Here is an 18,355-nt window from a genome sequence, read left to right as displayed (position 1 = left end):
TTAGGGGCGGGCAATCCCGGCAGCAGTGCCGGTTGCCGTTGCTGTTTTTTGTGAGATACCGGGCGCTTTGATCTTCGACAGCTTCACGTTGCTGCTGCGACCCTCCAGCCGCACCACGGAGCCTGCCGAGCCACCCACCTGCACTTTCGAGATGCGCGCGCCGCTAACATCCTGCAGTCGGATAATGGTTTCTGCTCCCTCTGTTTCCGGAAGGGTCCAGGATTGCAGTTCAATGTCCGCCCCGTCCTCGCAGACAAAGGCAGGGCGCAGGTCGTTCTGCTTTATCCGGAAGGTGATATTCTTCATTTTCAGGCCGCGTACATGGCGCGCCCACACACCATAGGCCGGGATGATCGGGCCAAAGGTTTTCACTTCAGGGTATTGGTCGATCGCTTCGGGTACGGCATGGCGGGAAGCCTCTTTGTCACCGCTTCCGAGCAGGTCGATCTCGATGTTTTCAAGCGTCAGCCCGGTGATGTAGTGCCCGGGAATGCCGGTGATGAGGATCCCGGAAGGCGGCTTCAGCTGCGCCGAGTCGGCGGCTTTTGCCTTTACATTGCGGACTACCACATTTTCGAGGGTCCCGATGGGTTGCTGCGTGTCCTGTCCCTTGCGGAAAACGCTCAGCCGGGCACCCAGCCGGAAGAGCATCGGCGTGCGCACGTTATCCATGGTGATATCGCTGATGATGACATTACGCAGGTGCGCGCCGTCTACTGTCAGCAGCTTGATGCCCCCGTTGCGGGTGTCGTAGATATAGCAATTGGAAATGCGGATGTTCTCGAAAGGCGCCATCGATTCGGTGCCCATCTTGATGCCGGCCTGGTTGCTTTTAAGCCGCAGGTCTTTCACCTCGATATTGCTGCAGGCCATTTTGCTCGACGTTGTCTTGAACACGATAGCGTCATCGCCGCTTACGATATCGCAGCCGCTGATGCGCATATCCTGGCAGCCATCGATGTCGATACCGTCGTTGTGCGCTACGCCCACGCTCTGGATTTTTATGTTGCTGATGCGGATATTGCGCGACTGGAAATAATGCGAGGTCCAGGCGGCAGCATAATTGAGGGTGACATCCTGCACCCGCACGCCCTCGCAGCGCACGATGCGCAGCAGGAAGGGTCGGCGCCCCCAGCGCTTTCCTTCGGGACGGGTATCCTTCAGAATGTGTTCTTCTTTGAGCTTGGCACCCTGCCCGTCAATGATGCCTTCACCCTCGATGGCGATGTTCTTCAGGTCTACGGCAACCAGGAGGGCCCAGCCCACATCGATGCCCAGACCTTCGGTGAACGGATCCAGGTTGCGGTAGTCTTCAATATTGGTGCTGCCGAGCAGGCGGGCGCCTTTATTGAAGTGGAGGGTCACGCCGGAGCGTAGTGCGATAGTGCCCGACAGGTAGTTGCCTTCGGGAAAGAAAACGGTGCCGCCGCCCGACGCGCCGCAGGCGTCGATCGCGCGCTGCAGGGCATCGGAGGTCAGTGTCTTTCCATCGGCTATGGCACCAAAGTCCGTGACGGTTACATCGGTGGCTTCTGCCTGCACCAGGAGCAGGCTGCCTGTGCAAAGGGCTGAAAGGCGTTTCAGAAATGGGATCATCGGATAGTATTATCAGGGACCACTTAATCGAGCGCCCCGGTTTTCATCTTTTGTTTGCCCGGCAGGTTCACGTTCTCAAACTGCCCGCGGAAGGTAACGCGAATGACGGAGGCTACCGGGTCGGGTGCTGTAGCAGGCACTTGCAGCTTCAGGCCTTCCGGGGTCAGCTCGGTTTTTACCTTACCGCCGCCCAGTATGCTTGCCGAAACCACCTCCTTGCTGATGCCGGGCACCAGCAGGCGCCCGTCCTGCGGCCAGTCGAATACGGAGAAATAAAGAGTTGTCGTTTTTGCACCTTCCTTTCGCGTCACGCGGCCCCAGGGCAGCGGTGCAAGCGGGCTGGCCTTGGAGGCGTAGATCGCTTCGCCGTTCACCTTCATCCAGGCACCGATTTGCTTGAGGCGGCCGATGCTTTCCTGGGGTATGGTACCATCTTCCTTCGGGCCGATATTAAGCAGGTAGTTGCCGCCTTTAGAGGCAATATCCACCAGGTTGCGAATCAGCGTTTCCGTCGGCTTCCACTTGTCGTCCCAGCTTTTGTAGCCCCAGCTGCCGTTCATGGTCATGCAGGTTTCCCAGTCCTGTCCGTCGAGCTCGGCCTGTGTCGGGATCTTCTGCTCCGGGGTTTTGGTATCGCCCGGGAAGTTGGGGCGCTTCAATCGGTCGTTGGTAATGATCATCGGCTGAGAAGCCAGGGCGGCCTTCAGCTTGCCGGCGGCCTCATCGGTCATGCCGGTGGGCGTATCCCACCACAGCACGGCTACCTCGCCATAGTTGGTCATGAGCTCGCGTACCTGGGGCACCGCCACTTCGTCGATGTATTGCTCGAAGCTGCGGGTCTCCTGCGCGGGATCCCAGTGCCCCTTATGGGCGGCCGTGTAGGCATCGATGCGGGCAGAGTCGGGGTTGGCCCATCCCTCGCGCATTTCCTTACGCGCCACAGAGCCCCCGGGGTTGTTCCAGTCCTGTGCCTGCGAGTAATAAAATCCGAGCTTCATACCATGACGGCGGCAGGCTTCTGCCAGCGGCTTCAGCAGGTCTTTGCCATAGGCGGTGGCATCGGTGATGTCCCATTTGCTCGCTTTGGAATTGAACAGGGCAAAGCCGTCGTGGTGCTTGGCGGTGATGATGATATACTTCATACCCGCCTCCTTGGCGAGGCGCACCCAGGCGTCGGCATCATAGGCCGTAGGGTTGAAGGAGCGTGCCCGCTGCTGGTATTCGGCCACGGGAATTTTGGAGCGGTTCATGATCCACTCGGCACCACCACGAGCCTGCTGGTGGCCGTGGTATACACCTGCCCACTGCGAATACACGCCCCAGTGGATGAACATGCCAAAGCGCGCTTCGCGCCACCATTGCATGCGGGCATTTTTGGAGGTATCCTGTGCGAGCGCGGAAAGGCTCAGGAAGAAGAGGCCGCTGACGGCGAGCAGAAATTTTTTCATACAGCATTGCATTTTACCCGGACCGAGGAAGCCCGGCTGCCAGGTTGCAACTAACTACTTTTTACTGCGATGCAGCCGCAGCAGATTGGCCGTTTATTCAATGATTTTAACGCCGAGACGCGATGACGGCAGGAAAAACGGCTTTTATTGGAAAGATGCGCCTACTTCGGATGGCTGCAGCATATGGGCCGGCTTCTCCCCTTTGGCCACTTCATCCGCGCCGACGTCATAGCGTCCCTCGCGTCCCTGGCCATCCATATCGGTGGCCACGCGCTTATTGGCTTCGGCTGCATCAATGGCGGGACTCCCCTTGCGCAGGTGCCAGGTACCGTTCTTGTCCTGTTCGAGCTTCGGATCGGCAACGCGGAAGGATCCTTCCGGCATGGAGCCCGGCGCCGTTTCAAAAATCAGGTTGCCCTCCCAGGTATGGTGGTCTGCAGGCCCAACGATCGAGGCGGCGACCGGGCCGCCCACAATCAGGTTGTTCACCACCGCGATATAGGTTGATCCAAGGCCGTCCTTACGCGCCGTCTGCACGATGTTGGCTTTATTGTGCACCAGCGTATTGAAGGCGATCAGCACGCGGTCGGGGCGATCGTGTGAAGTAAGAGGCGCACCATCGGCCACCTCGGCGCCGCCATTGCCGATATTGATTCCCATGGAGCAGCTGTCGAAATAATTGCTGTGTACCAGGTGATCGTCGCCGAAGATGCGGAGGCCGGGCGTATGGGTGAAGTAGTTGCCATATACCTCGTTGAAGTTGCCATGGCGCAGGGTGAACTGTGCCGGGCAGTTACGGATGGTATTGTAGCGCAGCACGATGCCGGAAGCTTTGATCGAAATGAGCTCGTTCTCACCGGCGCACTCTTCGAAAAGATTATGCTCCACGATGCTTTTGCTCAGCGACAGGCTGAACCCGCTGAGTCCGAACTGCAAGGTCTCCGCACCATTCTTACCGCCCTGGTCCGCTTGTCCTTTGAAATAATTGTGGTGGATCCAGAGGCGTTCGGCGATCTGCTTGCCGGCGCCACGGATCGCCAGGAAGCGCCCCATGGCGTGCTTGTTGCGGAAGGTATTGTGGTCAACTTCCGTGTCGTTGCCGGCGATGGTGAGGTTTTCACCGTCCCCGGGTGTTTCGAAAATATTCTGTGTCCAGCGGCAGAAGCGGCTGCCCGCGTCCGAACGCGCTTTGGAGGCGGCATGCGTGAACCGGAAGCCGCTGATTACGATATAGCGCGCGGCGCTGTCAAGACGGAATCCGCACTTGCCGGTAATCTCCGCCGCACCGGCCTTGGCAGCGGCAATGTTAATGCGTCCCTTTTCGGTGCCGGCGGCATGTACCACGATATCGGCATTCGCATCATAGACGCCGGGCTTGAGTAACACTACATCGCCGGGTGCCGCGTGATCGATGGCAGATTGTAATTCGGCCAGGGAGGCCACGGTGATCGTGCGGGCAAAACAAGGTTGCATGCCGGCGAGGAGGAGAAGCGTTAATAGTTTCTTCATTGTTTTTCGGATTGTGGTGGCTGATGAATCAGAAAAGTTTTTTGCCCTCCTGCAGTTTCTTCCGCCGCAGGAGTGCTTCGAGATAATAATAGTCTGCGTAGTTGAGGGGCACATCCACCTCGCTGTTCGAGGGTTTGGACCCGGTGCTGTGCAGCAGCAGGAAACCGCGCGCGGTGCCCACCGGGGCGCGGTAGCTGCGCGTCAGGTTTTCTACGATCCTGTCCGCGGCGGCGCGATACTTTTTACCGTCTTTGCTGTAGGTGCTCAACTCGTATAGTCCCGAGGCGATCACGGCTGCCGCCGAAGCATCGCGCGGCTCGGCCGGAATAGCCGGTGCATTGAAGTCCCAGTAGGGCACTCCGTCTTCAGGCATATTGGGATGCGACAGGATATATGCCGCGATCTTTTCAGCCTGCTGCAGGTAGCGCGGGTTGCGGGTTTCGCGGAAGCACATGGTGTAGCCATATAGCCCCCAGCCCTGTCCGCGCGCCCAGGCAGAAGCATCGGCGTAGCCCTGGTGTGTTGTCTTTTTGTTGATGCGCCCGAATGCCGTGGAATCGTAGTCCACTACATGGTAAGAGCTGTAGTCGGGGCGGAAGTGATTCTTCATCGTATTGTCGGCATGGCTCACCGCGATGCGGTAAAAAGAGGAGTCGCCGGAAAGACGGGTGGCGGCAAAAAGCAGTTCGAGGTTCATCATATTGTCGATAATCACCGGGAAGTCCCACTTCTGCTTGCTGTGGTCCCAGGAGCGGATCACGCCGGCGGTCTTGTTGAACCGGGTGCTGAGCGTGCGTGCCGACTGCAGGATCACTTCTTTGTAATGCGCATCGCCCGTGAGCGCGTACCCGGTACCGAAGCTGCAATAGACCTTGAAGCCCATGTCGTGTGTGGTGGCGTTGGTCTTTTCTTTTTCGATGGGAGCTGTAAAGCGTGCTGCGACAGCTTTCCATTCCGGCTTTTGCGTGTAGGCATATAGTTGCCACAGCACGCCGGGAAAAAAGCCGCTGGTCCAGTCGCGCGCCGTAACGAGGCGGAGGCGCCCGCTGTCGAGGGTGCGCGGCGACACGAGGTCGACACCCGCGCTTCCCGGCGTGCCGCCTGTTGTGAGTGAAGAGCGTGCTGCCTGGGCCCTCGGAATCTCGCCGAGCATTACGCGCGTCTGTGCTTCCGCATCGGCAAAGACTTTCGGCAGGCTGAAGGCTTCCGCTACCGGCTCGAGTTGCAGCTCGAGGGGTTTCATCAGCTCGCTGCCACCGATTTGTACCGGCTTCAGCTCAATGCGGTTGAGGCCGTTCTTCAGCCACAGGTAGCCCAGGTCCTGCGTGACCACACCTTTGGACGTACTCACCGCTTGCTGCGTATAAAAGTCTCCGCCGGTAAGGGCATAGGTGCCGCCGCTGGTTTCTGCGGGAGCAAGGTAGCGGATGCGCAGGTGGTAGTTAGCGGCTGTGGGTGTGCGGAAAGTCCAGCTGAGCCACTGGTCCTTGCTTTTCCAGCCCTCTACGTAATAGCGGTCGGTTTTGCCGTCGCCGAAGGAAAATCCTTTGCCCTGCTGCCCGGCATCAAAAGCCAGGAGCCGCGTGCGCGCCACATTCGGGGAAAGGTACCGAACCGTATCAGCAGCGGGCTTGCCCTTGAAATCGAGCACGAGTACTGTATTTATACTGTCGATGGGCAGTGCAGGCAGTGAAATGACCAGACCGTTGTTCGTGCCGCGTGCCGTGAAGCTTTTCTTCGGGTCGGCCAGCAGCGACACGCGCGTGGGAGCCGTACGCAGGCCACCGACTTCGAGCTGTCCATTGCGTGGCCATTGGAAAACGTGCAGGTAAATGCGCGACCCGCGTGTTGTAGACACGCCCCAGCTTTGCGGGGCAATGCTGCTTTTTTCGGTTCCGTAAATGCTTTCCCCGTTCCGCTTCAGCCAGGAGCCGATGCCGGCCAGGATGCGCTGGTCCTTGTCATCGATGGCGCCGTCCCCTTTCGGGCCGATGTTCATCAGCAGGTTGCCGCCGCGGGAGGCAGCGCTGGCCAGCAGCTGCACAAAGTGGCCAACAGGCTTATGGCTGCTGTCGAACTTGTGGTAGCCATACGATTCGTTGGTAGTGGGAATCGCTTCCCAGTCGCCTTCTACGGGAAAGAACTCGGCGGGACGGTCGGCGGTGTTGCGGTAGTCGCCGAGGTTGGCGCCCGCGGTACGTACCAGGCGTCCGTTCACCACCACGTTCGGGTCGATGGCGCGGATGGCTTTGAGGATCCGGATGTTTTCCGACAGCGGCAGCTTTTGCGGCGTGTCGAACCAGAGGATGTCGGGATGGTATTTCGTCAGCAGCTCGCGCAGCTGCGGGATAACCTTTTCATCCACATAGTGCCGCGCCTTTTCGAGCATATCGGGATGCAGGTCGTACCAATCGCGGCCGCCATGCAGGTTCTTATCACCACCGGGATTATTGTATTCCCAGTCGTTGCCCGGCGCATCGGGATGCTCCCAGTCGAAGGCGTGCGAGTAATAAAAGCCGAAGCGGATCCCTTGCTTGCGTGCCGCCGCAGCCAGTTCGGCCATCGGGTCGCGCTTGAAAGGCGTGCGGTCCACGATATCGAAATCGGAGACTTTCGAGTCGAACATGGCGAATCCATCGTGGTGCTTGGCGGTAATGATGAAATAGCGCATGCCGGCGCCCTTTGCCTGGCGGATCCACTCGTCGGCATTGAAGCGCACCGGGTTGAAGTGGCTTGCCAGCTCCAGGTAATCGGCGCGCGAGATCTTTTCCTTGCGCATCAGGTGCTCGGCATAGCCGCTTACACGCTGCCCTTTCCACTCGCCGCCGGGCAATGAGTAGATGCCCCAGTGCATGAACATACCGAAGCGTGCTTCGCGCCACCACTGGATGCGTTTATCATGCGTCTTCATCGACACAGGCCACCAGGTCTGCTGCGCCTCATCGAGCGCCTGCTGGTCGCGGGCACGGCCGCGGTTGAACATTTCCTTGTCCTCGTCACCTACTGGTGTTGTCTGCGCGCCAACGGTCAGGCTGCCGCAAAGCAGGGCGGCCATCGCCCATATAAATCTCTTCATCATTGCCAAAGCTTTTCTATTAGAGTGTTCGTTTTATTCCATCCAGATCAGCGGGTGCCGTACCGGCAGGTTCCGCAATACTTCTTCCACCTGCGGCGCGTGGTCGAGGCGCTGCCAGGTGCTGAACCAATGTTGTTCGTTGTAAGCCGCCGCCCCAAAGACGAGCGCCGGTTGTGCCACCGGCCACTGCTCCCAGTACATCACGTCTTTCTGATAGGGCCACCGGCCCTTATCGTCGATGTAGGGAAACAGGAACGCAATGCCTTTCCGGATCGAGCGGCCGTCCGTAGTCGTATAATTCCAGAGGTTATCTTCTTTTGTCGAAAGCACCTGGCAAATGGCGGCCATCGCGTCAAGATTAAACAGTGAATACCCGTAAGGCTTTGTACGACGCAGCTCGCGCGGGAAGCTGCCATCGGCGGCCATCTGCCCGGGCAGCAGCACCTGCTTGTAGCGGGTGCGGCAAAAGTCGAGCAACTTTTCGTTGCCGGTAAACCGGGCGAACGCCGCTACCTGCATCACCCAGCAGGTGCCGTGGTTGTTCTCCGCATTCATCTCGTCCTTCCCGTATTTATGCGTGGTGAGCCAGGTGAGGTATTCACCGAACCAGTTACGGATAGCCACGAAATCACGGGGGGCCGCGCCTTTGGCGTGCTCCATACGCAGCAGGCCCTGCACCACTTCCATAAAATGGATCGTATCGATGATGCCGATGCCGCGCCCGGTGAAGCGCCCTTTGATGGCTTGTGCATAGAGCAGGCTCGGGTTCATGCGGGTGGCCGTATCCACAAACCAGGCACGGCAATGCTTCAGCGCGTGCTGCACATAGCGTTCATCGCCCGTTAGCAGGTAAGCCTGTGCCAGCGCGCCCACGATGCGGCTGAGGCGCATGACGGCCTGTCGGTGCGCCACGAAGTTGTCGGGGTTGGTAAGACCATCCTTCTGGATGTAGGGACTATCCGGGCTCGCCGGATTGGGCCACCAGTAATCACCTTCCGAAAAGAAATCATGACGACCTCCTGCACTGCGCGGCGAGCTGTGCGCCGTTACGGTTTCCGGTTCCTGCGCCAGCGCCCAGGCCGCTTCGGTGAGGGTCGTGCTGCGCAGCGTCGCGGCCGCTTGCTCCCCGATCGATGACGGAGTGCTTCTCCCGGCACGCTGTGGCGCGCAGGAAAAGAAGGAAAGGACCGCTATCAGAAAAAAAGTACGCATCAGGGCTTAGTCATAAAAGTGAAGCGCACGTTACCAACCGTATTGGGCTTCCCGGTCACCGGCGCCGAGATGCTGCCCTTAAGGCTTCCATCGGAACTCCGCTCCACGCGGATCTCGCGCCAGCTGTAGGCACCCTTTTCGTAGTTGAATGTTTCGCCGTCGTCGTCATAAAGCTTATAGGCAGAAGGCGCCGTTCCGTAGTGCCGGATTTCCAGGTCGACCTTTTCGCCAGCGCCGGGCGCATGCAGGCGGGGCGTCATCATCGGGATGATACCACCGTCCTTCACGTATACCGGTATTTTATCACGGCCGGGGCGCACGGTAAGTACGGTGCCGTCGCCGGCGAATTCACCCGTATAGAAGTCGTACCATTTCCCACGTGGCAGCACCACCTTACGTACCGTGTCGCCGGTAAAGAGCGGCGCCACCAGCAGGTATTCGCCCGCCATATACTGGTCTTTGATCTCGCGCGAAGTAGCTTCCGCATAGGGGTTTTCTTCGAGGTTGGCGGAGCCTGCTTCCTTCTTCACTTCCTGCTTGAAGCCGGCTTCCAGCGCCATACCGCGGAAGGGCGGCGTGCCCTCGAAATGGTATTTGGCAAACTCGCTGTACCAATACGGCATCATCCGCATGCGCAACAGCGCGAGCTCCTTCACCTGGTCAGCCACTTCCGGATACGACCAGGGCTTCGTACCGCTCGACCAGGCATTGATCATGGCCATGGGCGAAAAGACCACGGTCTGGAAGCGGCGCAGCCACTCCTCTCCTGTCTTGGAGGCCCGCACTTCGGGTGTCCACAGAACGCCCGCGGTGCCGCTGTTGATCAGGGCCGTAATGAAATCCTGGTGGTTGTAATAATCATTGTAGATCACGTAAGGCAGCGATACGCCGCCACCGTTGTTGGCACGTACGAGCCCGTAGGTACGCTGGTTCTTTTTGCGGAACATATCTACGCTGTAGCGCATGGCCAGCATACCGAAGGTCTGGCGCATCTGCTCGGCGCTGGTACCCGAGGGGAACGTAGCCACATCAGGCCACAGGTAATGGTCATATCCATCCACCTCATCGATCTTATAGCCGCTCACGCCAATGTCCACCTGGTCTTTTTGCAATTGCCCAAAGAAGGCACTGCGTGCCTGCGGCATGTTGAAGTCGGGCACTTCGCCCGTCCATACCGTATGCGAGCCCGTGTAGGGCTTGATGGCGGGATAAAACGAAGCGGCCTTCGAAACGTAGGGGTTGATCCAGAGGTTGAGACGAACGCCCTTTTTGCGCATAGCGTCTACAAAGCTGCCTGGGTTGGGATAACGGGTTTTGTCCCATTCAAAGGTGCCGGGATAGGCGCGGCTTTGCCAGCCGGGCTCGAGGCCCACGAAGTCGAGCGGGAAGCCCTTCTCTTCAAAGAGGGCCACTTCTTTTGCCACTTCATCGGCCGTGTAGAGCGAGCGCACACGCTGCGTGAAGCCAAGGCCCCAGCGCGGCGGCAGCGGGCCGCCGCCGTTGAACAGGTTGAAGCGGCGAACGGCGTCTAACGGTGTAGGACCAGCGAAAACGTATACTTCCACGCCACCCGCGGGAACCAGCATTTCAACGGCGTCGGAATAAGGCCGCGAGCTCCACGACTTATCCGTGTTGCGGTCCTTCTCCACCGGCGGGTTCTTGCTGTCTTTGCGCACGCCGCTGCCGGCATATACGTTGAGGTAGCGTGCCGTGTTTACAAATACACCATACCCGGCCGAAGACACATAGAAAGGCGTCGGGGCATGGGTGCGGCCGTTATCCTTGCCACCATAGTGGTCCATGTGCAGCTGCAGGATCTTTCCGCGCTGGTGCACCGTCTGGAAGTTGAGGCCGAAGCCATAGAGCTGCTCGTCGCGCTGCAGCGGAAAGCGCAGGTAGGTCTTGCCATCGGCTACCTTACCGGCAATCTCGGATTGCTGCAGCGGGAAGGCACCTTTCGGAAGCCGCGCAAGGGCCTCGCGCGCAGGCTGTGCGCCGGAGGCCTTGATGAGGTCATAGGCTTCGGGACGTCCGGCCACGCCCTTCCAGACGCCAGGCGCCACTTCGGTCCAGGTAATGCCCTGGGCGAGTGCAGCGCGGGAAGCAAAAAGACCAACTAACAGGAGAAGCAATGAGGTTATTTTCTTCATGAGAATCACGTTCAATGGTTATTGGGGTACGATCGTATAGGTCTTTCCTTTTTCAGTTTGTATCGTCACGGAATAGCGGGTCGGAGCCGAAAGTGGCTCCAGCGAAGCAGCCGGGTCTTTGCCGTAAGGCGGCTTGGGCACCGGAAGCTGGAGGACATTGGCGGCCGCTCCCTTCAAGGTTGCTGCCTCCCGTACGCGGATGGGCACCGGAGCGCTGATGCGGCAGGGCCCGCCGATGGCGGAGAAGATTCGGGCTTCGGTAAGCTTCCCTGCGGCCCAAATCATATTCACGGTAAAGTTGCCGCGTGCCTTGATGCCGGAGACGGCTCCGCGTTGCCATGCTTTCGGAAGTGCAGGAAGCAGCGCCAGCTCGCCATCGTGGCTTTGCAGCAGCATCTCGGTGATGCCGGCGGTGGCGCCGAAGTTGCCATCAATCTGGAAGGGCGGATGCGCGTCAAAGAGGTTGGGATAGGTGCCGCCGCCACCCATCACCTCCCGTTTAGCCTTCGGGTCGATGAAGGTGAAGGCGGAGCTGAGAATGGAGTAGGCATGCTCTGCATCGCGCAGCCGCGCCCACCAGTTGATCTTCCAGGCCATCGACCAGCCGGTGCTTACATCGCCGCGGTGCTGCAGTGAGCGCTTGGCAGCCGCAGCCAGTTCGGGCGTGCGGTCTACCGAGATCTGGTTGCCCGGGTAAAGCCCGAACAGGTGCGAGAGGTGGCGGTGCTTGTCGGCCGGATCATCCCAGTCTTTGAACCACTCCTGCAGCTGCCCGTGCTTGCCGATATGAAAGGGATAGAGCTTCGCCAGTGCGGCCTGCAGTTCCTTCCGGAAAGCGGCATCTACTTGCAGCACATCAGTCGCCCTGACGGTTGCGGTAAAGAGCTCGCGGATGATCGACATGTCCATCGTGGATGCGATACTGAGCTGGTATTCCTTGCCGTTGATCTTGATCGTGTTTTCGGGCGAGGTTGCCGGCGCGGTGACGAGGTAGCCGGTAGTGGGATCTTTAACCAGCCATTTCAGCAGGAATTGCGCGGCGCCCTTCATCAACGGGTAAGCCGTATCGCGCAGGAAGCGGGTATCGCCGGTGAAGCGGTAGTGCTCCCAAAGGTGTGTACTGAGCCAGCCGCCGGCCATGGGCCAGGCCGACCAGCGGGGCATTCCTTTGGGGTCATCCCAACCTTTGCCACCGGGCGGCGAGGTTTTGGCCCAGAGGTCGGTGTTGTGGTGCGCCACCCATCCCTGATTGATGCCGTAGTTGGTGCGCGCGGTCACAGCGCCGTTCACGGCGAGTTCTTTGAGGAAATCGAACAGCGGCCGGTGGCACTCGGAGAGATTCGTGTTCTCCGCCAGCCAGTAGTTCATTTCGGTGTTGATGTTGGTAGTATAATTACTGCCCCAGGGTGGCTGCACCTGGTCGTTCCAGATGCCCTGCAGGTTGGTGGGGCGTCCCCCCGGCCGGGAGGAAGCGATCATAAGGTAACGGCCATACTGGTAGTACAGGGCCACCAGCTGTGCGTCGGGGTTCCTCGCGAAGTTGCGGAGGCGCACGTCGGTCGGCCGCTTCAGGGCTTCGGCGTCCGACCCAAGGTCGAGGTTCACGCGACCAAATAGGCGCTGGTAGTCCTGCTGGTGCCGCTGCCGCAGATCCGTATAACTACGGGAAAGCAGGGCGGTCATCGCGGCCCGGGCAATAGGTGCAGGATCTTTTCCGTCGAGACCGGGCGAGCGGTTGAAGCCGTTGAAGCTCGTGGCTTCAGTAAGATACAGGGTTACTTCATCGGCACCGCTTACCACAAGCCCGCTGTCGGCAGCCTGAACCGAGCCGCCGCGTGCAACCAGGCGTACGTGCACCTCGAAATTCATACCCTCCCCTTTCCAGTCATCGTAACCAACCTGTATGGGCTCGTAATCGCGGTTGGCTACATATTTCGGAGCCTTGCCGCGCAGCACGAGGTAATTGCCTGCCGGGGCCGATACGCGGTAGTGAAGCTTGCTGGTAAGGTCGGTGCGGAAGTTCAGGGCGCCCTTGCTGCTGGCGCTGAGGCGCACCACGAGTGCTTTGTCGGGATAGCTGATGAAAGACTCGCGCTGATAACGCACGCCGCCGGCTTCGTAGCGCACGGTGGCAACAGCGGTTTCAAGATCGAGGTCGCGGTAATAGTTTGTGGCGGCAGAATCTCCTGCCTGCTTCAGCCACAGGTCGGCCAGGGGCAGGTAGCGCGCCGAGTAGGGCCCGTGCATTCTTTTCCAGAGCCGCGTGGCGCTGTCCCAGTTGGACGCAAAGAGTTGCCTGCGCACCTGCTCCAGTATCTGCGGACCTTCGGGCACATTACCGGGATCGGGAGCGCCCGACCAAAGCGTATTGTCGTTAAGCTGGAAGCGCTCCGTGCCGATGCCGCCGAATACCATGGCGCCGGTGCGTGCATTACCCAGCGGAAGGGCCTCTTCCCAGGCCGCGGCGGGACGCTCGTACCAAAGCTTTAGCGGCGTATCGGTGCTCTTTTGCGCCGATGCGGACAGGGCAAGCGCGCTGCAGAAAAATGAGAGAATATAGTTTCGCATGGGTATAGATCAAAGATTAAGGAATACGGTTGGAATCGTTTCTACCTGCGCACTGGCAACCGAGCGGCCCTTGCGCATGTCCACGCGGATGATGGCGCGCCCGTTGTACAGCTGCACGTAGCGGGAGCCCGAGGAGGTACCGAGATCATCCAGTAGGAGGCCATCGCCGGTGAGACCAAAGCGGATCCACAGCGCGGCATCGAGGCAGAGCACGTTCTTATCATCGAGCAGGCGGGCCTGCAGGGTTGCGACACCGTCTTCCTCGCCGATCTTTTCAAGTACGAGGCGCGCAGGCTTACCCCACTTCGCCGTCTGGTATTCAAAACTCACGCTGTCCTGCACCACTGTCTTTCCATTGCGCGCCTGCACGCGCACCTCGTTGCGACCGGGCTGCAGTACGGCGTTCCAGCGGAGGCCGGCAGCGGGAAAGTCCTGCGAGTTACGCTTTTTCACACCCAGGCTCCTGCCGTTCAGGAACAGCTCGGCCTCGGGGCAGTTTGAATACACCTTGATCATCTTGGCTTCACCTTCATCTCCCCAGCGCACCGGCATCGAATGGCCATAGAGATGCACCATCGGCTTGTCGGTCCAGAATGACTGGAACACGTAATAGGCTTCTTTCTTTGTGAGGTCACGCTCGACCACACCTTTCTGGTTCATGTAAGGAATCGGGTTGTCGGGGCGCACCGGTGTCGAAAAATCTTTGAAGGGCCACTGGGCCGCGCCGGTGAGCCAGGGCATCGTTACCTGTTCTTTTAAGTGCCAGTCCACAAGGTTGCAGATATAGGATTCGCTCCAGTCGCCATCCTTTGATACCCGTGCTGCGCCACCAAAAAGGGAGGCATCACCGGCACGCTCGTCGGCAGCACCCTGCGCCTTGATCTGCTGCAGGGCCTTGTCCGGGCTTTCCGAATGGCGTCCTGCATGGCTGTCACCGCCCCATTCAACGTGCAGGAAATGATCCACCTTATCGAATTCCGCTTTCGTTACATCCTTGTACTCGGTATAAATACCGCGATACCATCCGGCCCAGATAGAGGGCGAATACACATCCACAATGTCCTTGCAGAAATCGCAGCGACGGATGGCCGTTTTGCGTGCCCCGTCGAGGCGGTGTGAGAGGTCGTTAAGCTCACTCATGTAAGCGCGGATGCTGTCTTTGTCGAAGGTCGTGAAGTCGCCCGGCCAGTCGTTCTCGTTGCCAAGCCCCCAGATGATCACTGCAGGATGATTGTAATGCTGCTCGATCATGTTGGTAAGCATGCGCCGTCCTTGCTCCCGGTATACCCGACCGCCAAGGCCGCCGCGGCACCAGGGAATTTCTTCCCACACCAGAATGCCAAGGCTGTCGCAGAGATCCAGGATGATGCGCGACTGCTGGTAGTGACCGAGGCGGATGAAGTTGATACCCATCTCTTTCATCATGATCATTTCGCGGCGCATTTGCTCTTCGGTCATCGCGGCGGCTACGCCCGCATGATCTTCATGCCGGTGCGTGCCGCGCAACAGCAGGCGCTTTCCGTTGAGCAGGAAGGGGCCTTTCTTCACAAAAGTGAAGTTGCGGAAGCCCACACGCTGGCTGTCGGCAGCCGGCGCGCCGCCTGCGTTTACGGTAGCTACCACGGTATACCGCACCGGGTCGGACACCTGCCAGAGGCGCGGTGCCTTGACGCGGAACCGGGCCAGCTGCTGGTCTCCGGCAAGGGATGCCAGCCGGGCTTCGGTGCGCTGTACCACGCGCCCCTGCGGATCTTTAAGCGCTACAGTTACCGTTGTTGCGGTGGTACCGGCCGGCGCATAAAAACGCCCGCGCACATCAAGGGTGGCCGACTTGCCTGTACTGTCTACGCGTGCATCGATAAAGAGTTTATCTACCGACACGGCAGGCAGGTAAACGAGGTTGAGGTAGCGGTAGATGCCGCCATAGACGTTGAAGTCCGAAAGGTCAGAGGGCATCATCTCAAGATCGCGGCTGTTGTCGGTGCGGATCGAGATGGGCACTTTTCCGTAGAACTGTTTCCGGAAAACATCGGTCTTCTGGAAAGCAGCCACCGCGTCGGTGATATCGACCGAGAATTCATCATAACCGCCCACGTGGCTGCCTACGCGTGTTGTATACACATAGACGTCGGTCTTCTGGCCGGCGCCCTCAAAATGCAGCACCGTGCGGCCTCCGGCATAGGGATTGGCAACGGCAAGCTGGGTGCGGTACCAGGCGGGTCCTTGGTAGTAGTTCACATCCGGATCAACGGCGTCTTTAGCATTAACGCAGTGGGGCAGCGATACCGGTGTCCAAAGCGGAACATCCTCGGGGTTGCCCTGCTTCACGGGGCGCACGGCCTCCCAGATGCCGCCCAGGTCCTGCCTTAAAAATTGCCAGCCGTCGTTAAGCCTTGTCCTTTGCTGCGTTCTTCCGGCAATACCGGACAGAAGCAACAGAAAAAAGAAAATACAGGATCTCATAGTTATTTCATAGGGTGAACGCCCCAGTAATTGTTTCGGTCATCGCCGTTGACGCCGCGCGCCAAAAGGCTGGCGGGTCGCTGGCCGGAATATAGAATCACTTCCTGTCCTTTTTTAAGCGACACGGAAAGCAGGCCATCCGCGCGGGGCTGCAGCTTTACAGTTCCAGGCCCGATCATTTTCACAGGTCCCGCAAAGCCGGTGCGCAGCAGGCAGGGGCCGCCGGCGAGGCTGCGGATTCGGACAAAGCGGGTGACGCCACCCTGGCGCACCGCGCTCACCTCGAAGGCGCCGCGGGCCAGCAGCTTATCAAATGACACGTCGCTCCAGGCCGCGGGCAGCGCCGGGAAAATGCGGATAATGCCGTTATGGCTTTGCAGCAGCATCTCGTTAAGGGTCGTCACTGCCGAAAGCGGTGTTTCAATGACGGGACCTGCCTCCAGGTACATCGTGTTGGGCTGAATGGCAAAGCGGCCCTTCATCATCTCGTTGAGCAGCTTCCAGGTGGAATCGCCCTCGCCCATCAGGGCATGGATCGAGCCGGAACCCGTGTAGGAATAGCCGCGCCAGGACTCGTCGTTGCGCTTCCACTGCTCCAGTGAGCGGCGGATCAGGTCACGATCTCCCGGGCGGTCCCAGCTGATATCGTGGATCGGGTACACCATCAGCAGGTGCGAGTAGTGGCGGTGCGACAAGGTAAATGCGGCATCGCGCCCGATGCGGAAACCATATTGATCCTTCGGATAATCGGTGAGGTTATCGAGCAGGTCCTTCCAGGCACCGGCGAGCGTGTCGCGGTAACCGAGCGTGCGGTTGGCATCCAGGAGCGTACGCAGGCCCCAGCGCAGCACGGATAGGTCGTAGTTGGCGTCGCGGGTAATGCCTTTCGGGTATTCGGGCGAATAGGTATAAGGCAGGTGATAGCGGCCGTCGGGGCCTTTCTCCACGATATTCCGGTAGTAGTTGACCGCGCGTGTAAGCACCGGGTAGAGGCTGGCCTGGATGCGGTGATCCATCGTGTGCTCATAGGCCTGGTAACAGACATGCAGGAGCCAGGTGAGGTTGCCCAGTTCCATCGAAGCGGAGCTGCCGGTGCTGTCATTGCCCTTCGTCACCCGGACGGGTGATACCATGTCGTAGGGCCCGGAGCGTGCAAGCGCAGCGGAGTTGTGCTGGTAGGGAGCCGGCGCATTGCGCGAAAGGTTGTCGATATTGCCCGTTACCATATCGAGGAGCGGTTGTACCAGCGCCACGTGGTTGGAGGAAAAGAACGGGTAATAGGTAAGCTGGATATTGAGGTTCCACCAGTACTTCGGCCACGGCGTAATGCGGTACCAGGGACCCATCAGGTCGATGGGCAGCGCCCCGGGGCGTGTGGCGGCACCCATCTTGTATTGCTGTATCCACCAGAAGCTCTCCAGTCGCTTGTCCGGTATAGAGATAAAGCTCCGGGCATAGAACCGGTGCCAGTGTGCGCGGTGCGCATCTATGATGGAGCGGATCGCCGCTGGTTGCAGGCTGCGGAGTTCGATGAGTGCTTTGGATACCGAAGCATCGGTGCCACCTGTTGTGTTCTGTGCTAACGCGTTTGATTGACCATGGTCACCAAAGCCTTTGAATTCGCGGGAATTGGTGAGCGCGACGGCCTTCCATTGCCAGTTGCCGGCGCTTATGCTGCGCCAGGCGGTTGTATGTCCTCCGCCGGCCAGCAGCGGCTGCAGGTGATAGCTGGCTCCTTCAGATTGCCCGCTTTGTGCAGGCGGGTTGGGCGGGTACTTGCCGGCACTGTCGCGCCCAAGGGTCAGGAAGGGACTAACGGCCGGCTCGGGCTTCCATTGCCAGCGCACGGTTTCGGCACCGGAAGTCTCCGTACCAAACAAAATAAGATCGCGGGTGGCGGCCACCAGGGCGCGGAGGCGGATGGTGCCCTTTGCTGTTGTGAGTGTTCCGGAGAGTTCGGCATTCCAGAGATCGAGTCGGAGACGCACTCCGGTGATCGGCGCCGATGTCTCCAGCAGGAAGCGGCCGATAGGCAGCCGGGCGCGGCCGATCGAAGGATTGATGCCTTCGCGATGGTCGATCACATCGGTGCGTCCGAGATCAAACCGAAGGGCATTGGGTGATTCCCGGTAGACCATTACGCCGAGCAGGCCATTGCCCAGGAAGGCGCCCTGCTCCCACTTGCCCGTCAGCGAGTCGAAGAGAAGGTCCTGCTTTGCCATAAAAGCGGAATCTGCCTGGGCCCGGGCACTCGCCACGAGAAGAGAAAACAGTGCAATAAAGTAAATCCGCATGGTGTTCGGTTAACCGGATCGGTACCGGTTGAATTAAAG

Annotated in this window: 9 protein-coding genes; all 9 read right to left on the bottom strand. The window is 59.4% G+C overall.

Annotated features, from left to right (window positions below; translation table 11 throughout):
* Nucleotides 1-1,596 (bottom strand): glycoside hydrolase family 28 protein, encoded by a 1,596-nt coding sequence (locus tag EPD60_RS00170; protein ID WP_131445442.1) that lies wholly within the window; start codon nucleotides 1,594-1,596, stop codon nucleotides 1-3.
* A 23-nt stretch (nucleotides 1,597-1,619) separates the two neighbouring features.
* A complete protein-coding gene (locus EPD60_RS00165) occupies nucleotides 1,620-3,044 on the bottom strand; it encodes an alpha-L-fucosidase (protein WP_131445438.1) in 1,425 nt (474 codons plus the stop codon).
* A gap of 144 nt (nucleotides 3,045-3,188) precedes the next feature.
* The gene (locus tag EPD60_RS00160; protein ID WP_131445435.1) at nucleotides 3,189-4,553 is read right to left on the bottom strand and encodes a polysaccharide lyase 6 family protein; all 1,365 of its coding nucleotides are present in this window, start codon (nucleotides 4,551-4,553) and stop codon (nucleotides 3,189-3,191) included.
* A 28-nt stretch (nucleotides 4,554-4,581) separates the two neighbouring features.
* Entirely contained in the window at nucleotides 4,582-7,632 is a 3,051-nt protein-coding gene (locus tag EPD60_RS17190) for an alpha-L-fucosidase (protein ID WP_243647729.1), read from the bottom strand.
* 30 nt (nucleotides 7,633-7,662) lie between these two features.
* Nucleotides 7,663-8,841: an alginate lyase family protein gene (locus EPD60_RS00150; protein WP_131445432.1), complete on the bottom strand. Its 1,179-nt coding sequence runs from the start codon at nucleotides 8,839-8,841 to the stop codon at nucleotides 7,663-7,665.
* Nucleotides 8,841-10,973 (bottom strand): glycoside hydrolase family 31 protein, encoded by a 2,133-nt coding sequence (locus EPD60_RS00145; protein ID WP_243647728.1) that lies wholly within the window; start codon nucleotides 10,971-10,973, stop codon nucleotides 8,841-8,843. Before EPD60_RS00145 ends, EPD60_RS00150 begins: the two co-directional genes overlap by 1 nt.
* A gap of 36 nt (nucleotides 10,974-11,009) precedes the next feature.
* Nucleotides 11,010-13,559, bottom strand: coding sequence for a glycoside hydrolase family 95 protein (locus tag EPD60_RS00140; RefSeq protein WP_131445426.1), 2,550 nt, complete (start codon nucleotides 13,557-13,559; stop codon nucleotides 11,010-11,012).
* A 9-nt stretch (nucleotides 13,560-13,568) separates the two neighbouring features.
* Nucleotides 13,569-16,022 (bottom strand): glycoside hydrolase family 2 protein, encoded by a 2,454-nt coding sequence (locus tag EPD60_RS00135; protein WP_131445424.1) that lies wholly within the window; start codon nucleotides 16,020-16,022, stop codon nucleotides 13,569-13,571.
* A gap of 2 nt (nucleotides 16,023-16,024) precedes the next feature.
* Nucleotides 16,025-18,244 carry a glycosyl hydrolase family 95 catalytic domain-containing protein gene (locus tag EPD60_RS00130; protein ID WP_131445421.1) on the bottom strand — a complete coding sequence of 740 codons (2,220 nt, stop codon included), beginning with the start codon at nucleotides 18,242-18,244 and terminating at the stop codon, nucleotides 16,025-16,027.
* Between the last annotated feature and the right edge of the window lie 111 nt (nucleotides 18,245-18,355).

It is taken from the genome of Flaviaestuariibacter flavus (assembly GCF_004337505.1).
Classification (GTDB): Bacteria; Bacteroidota; Bacteroidia; order Chitinophagales; family Chitinophagaceae; genus Flavisolibacter; species Flavisolibacter flavus.
This window is presented reverse-complemented; position numbering and strand designations above follow the sequence as displayed.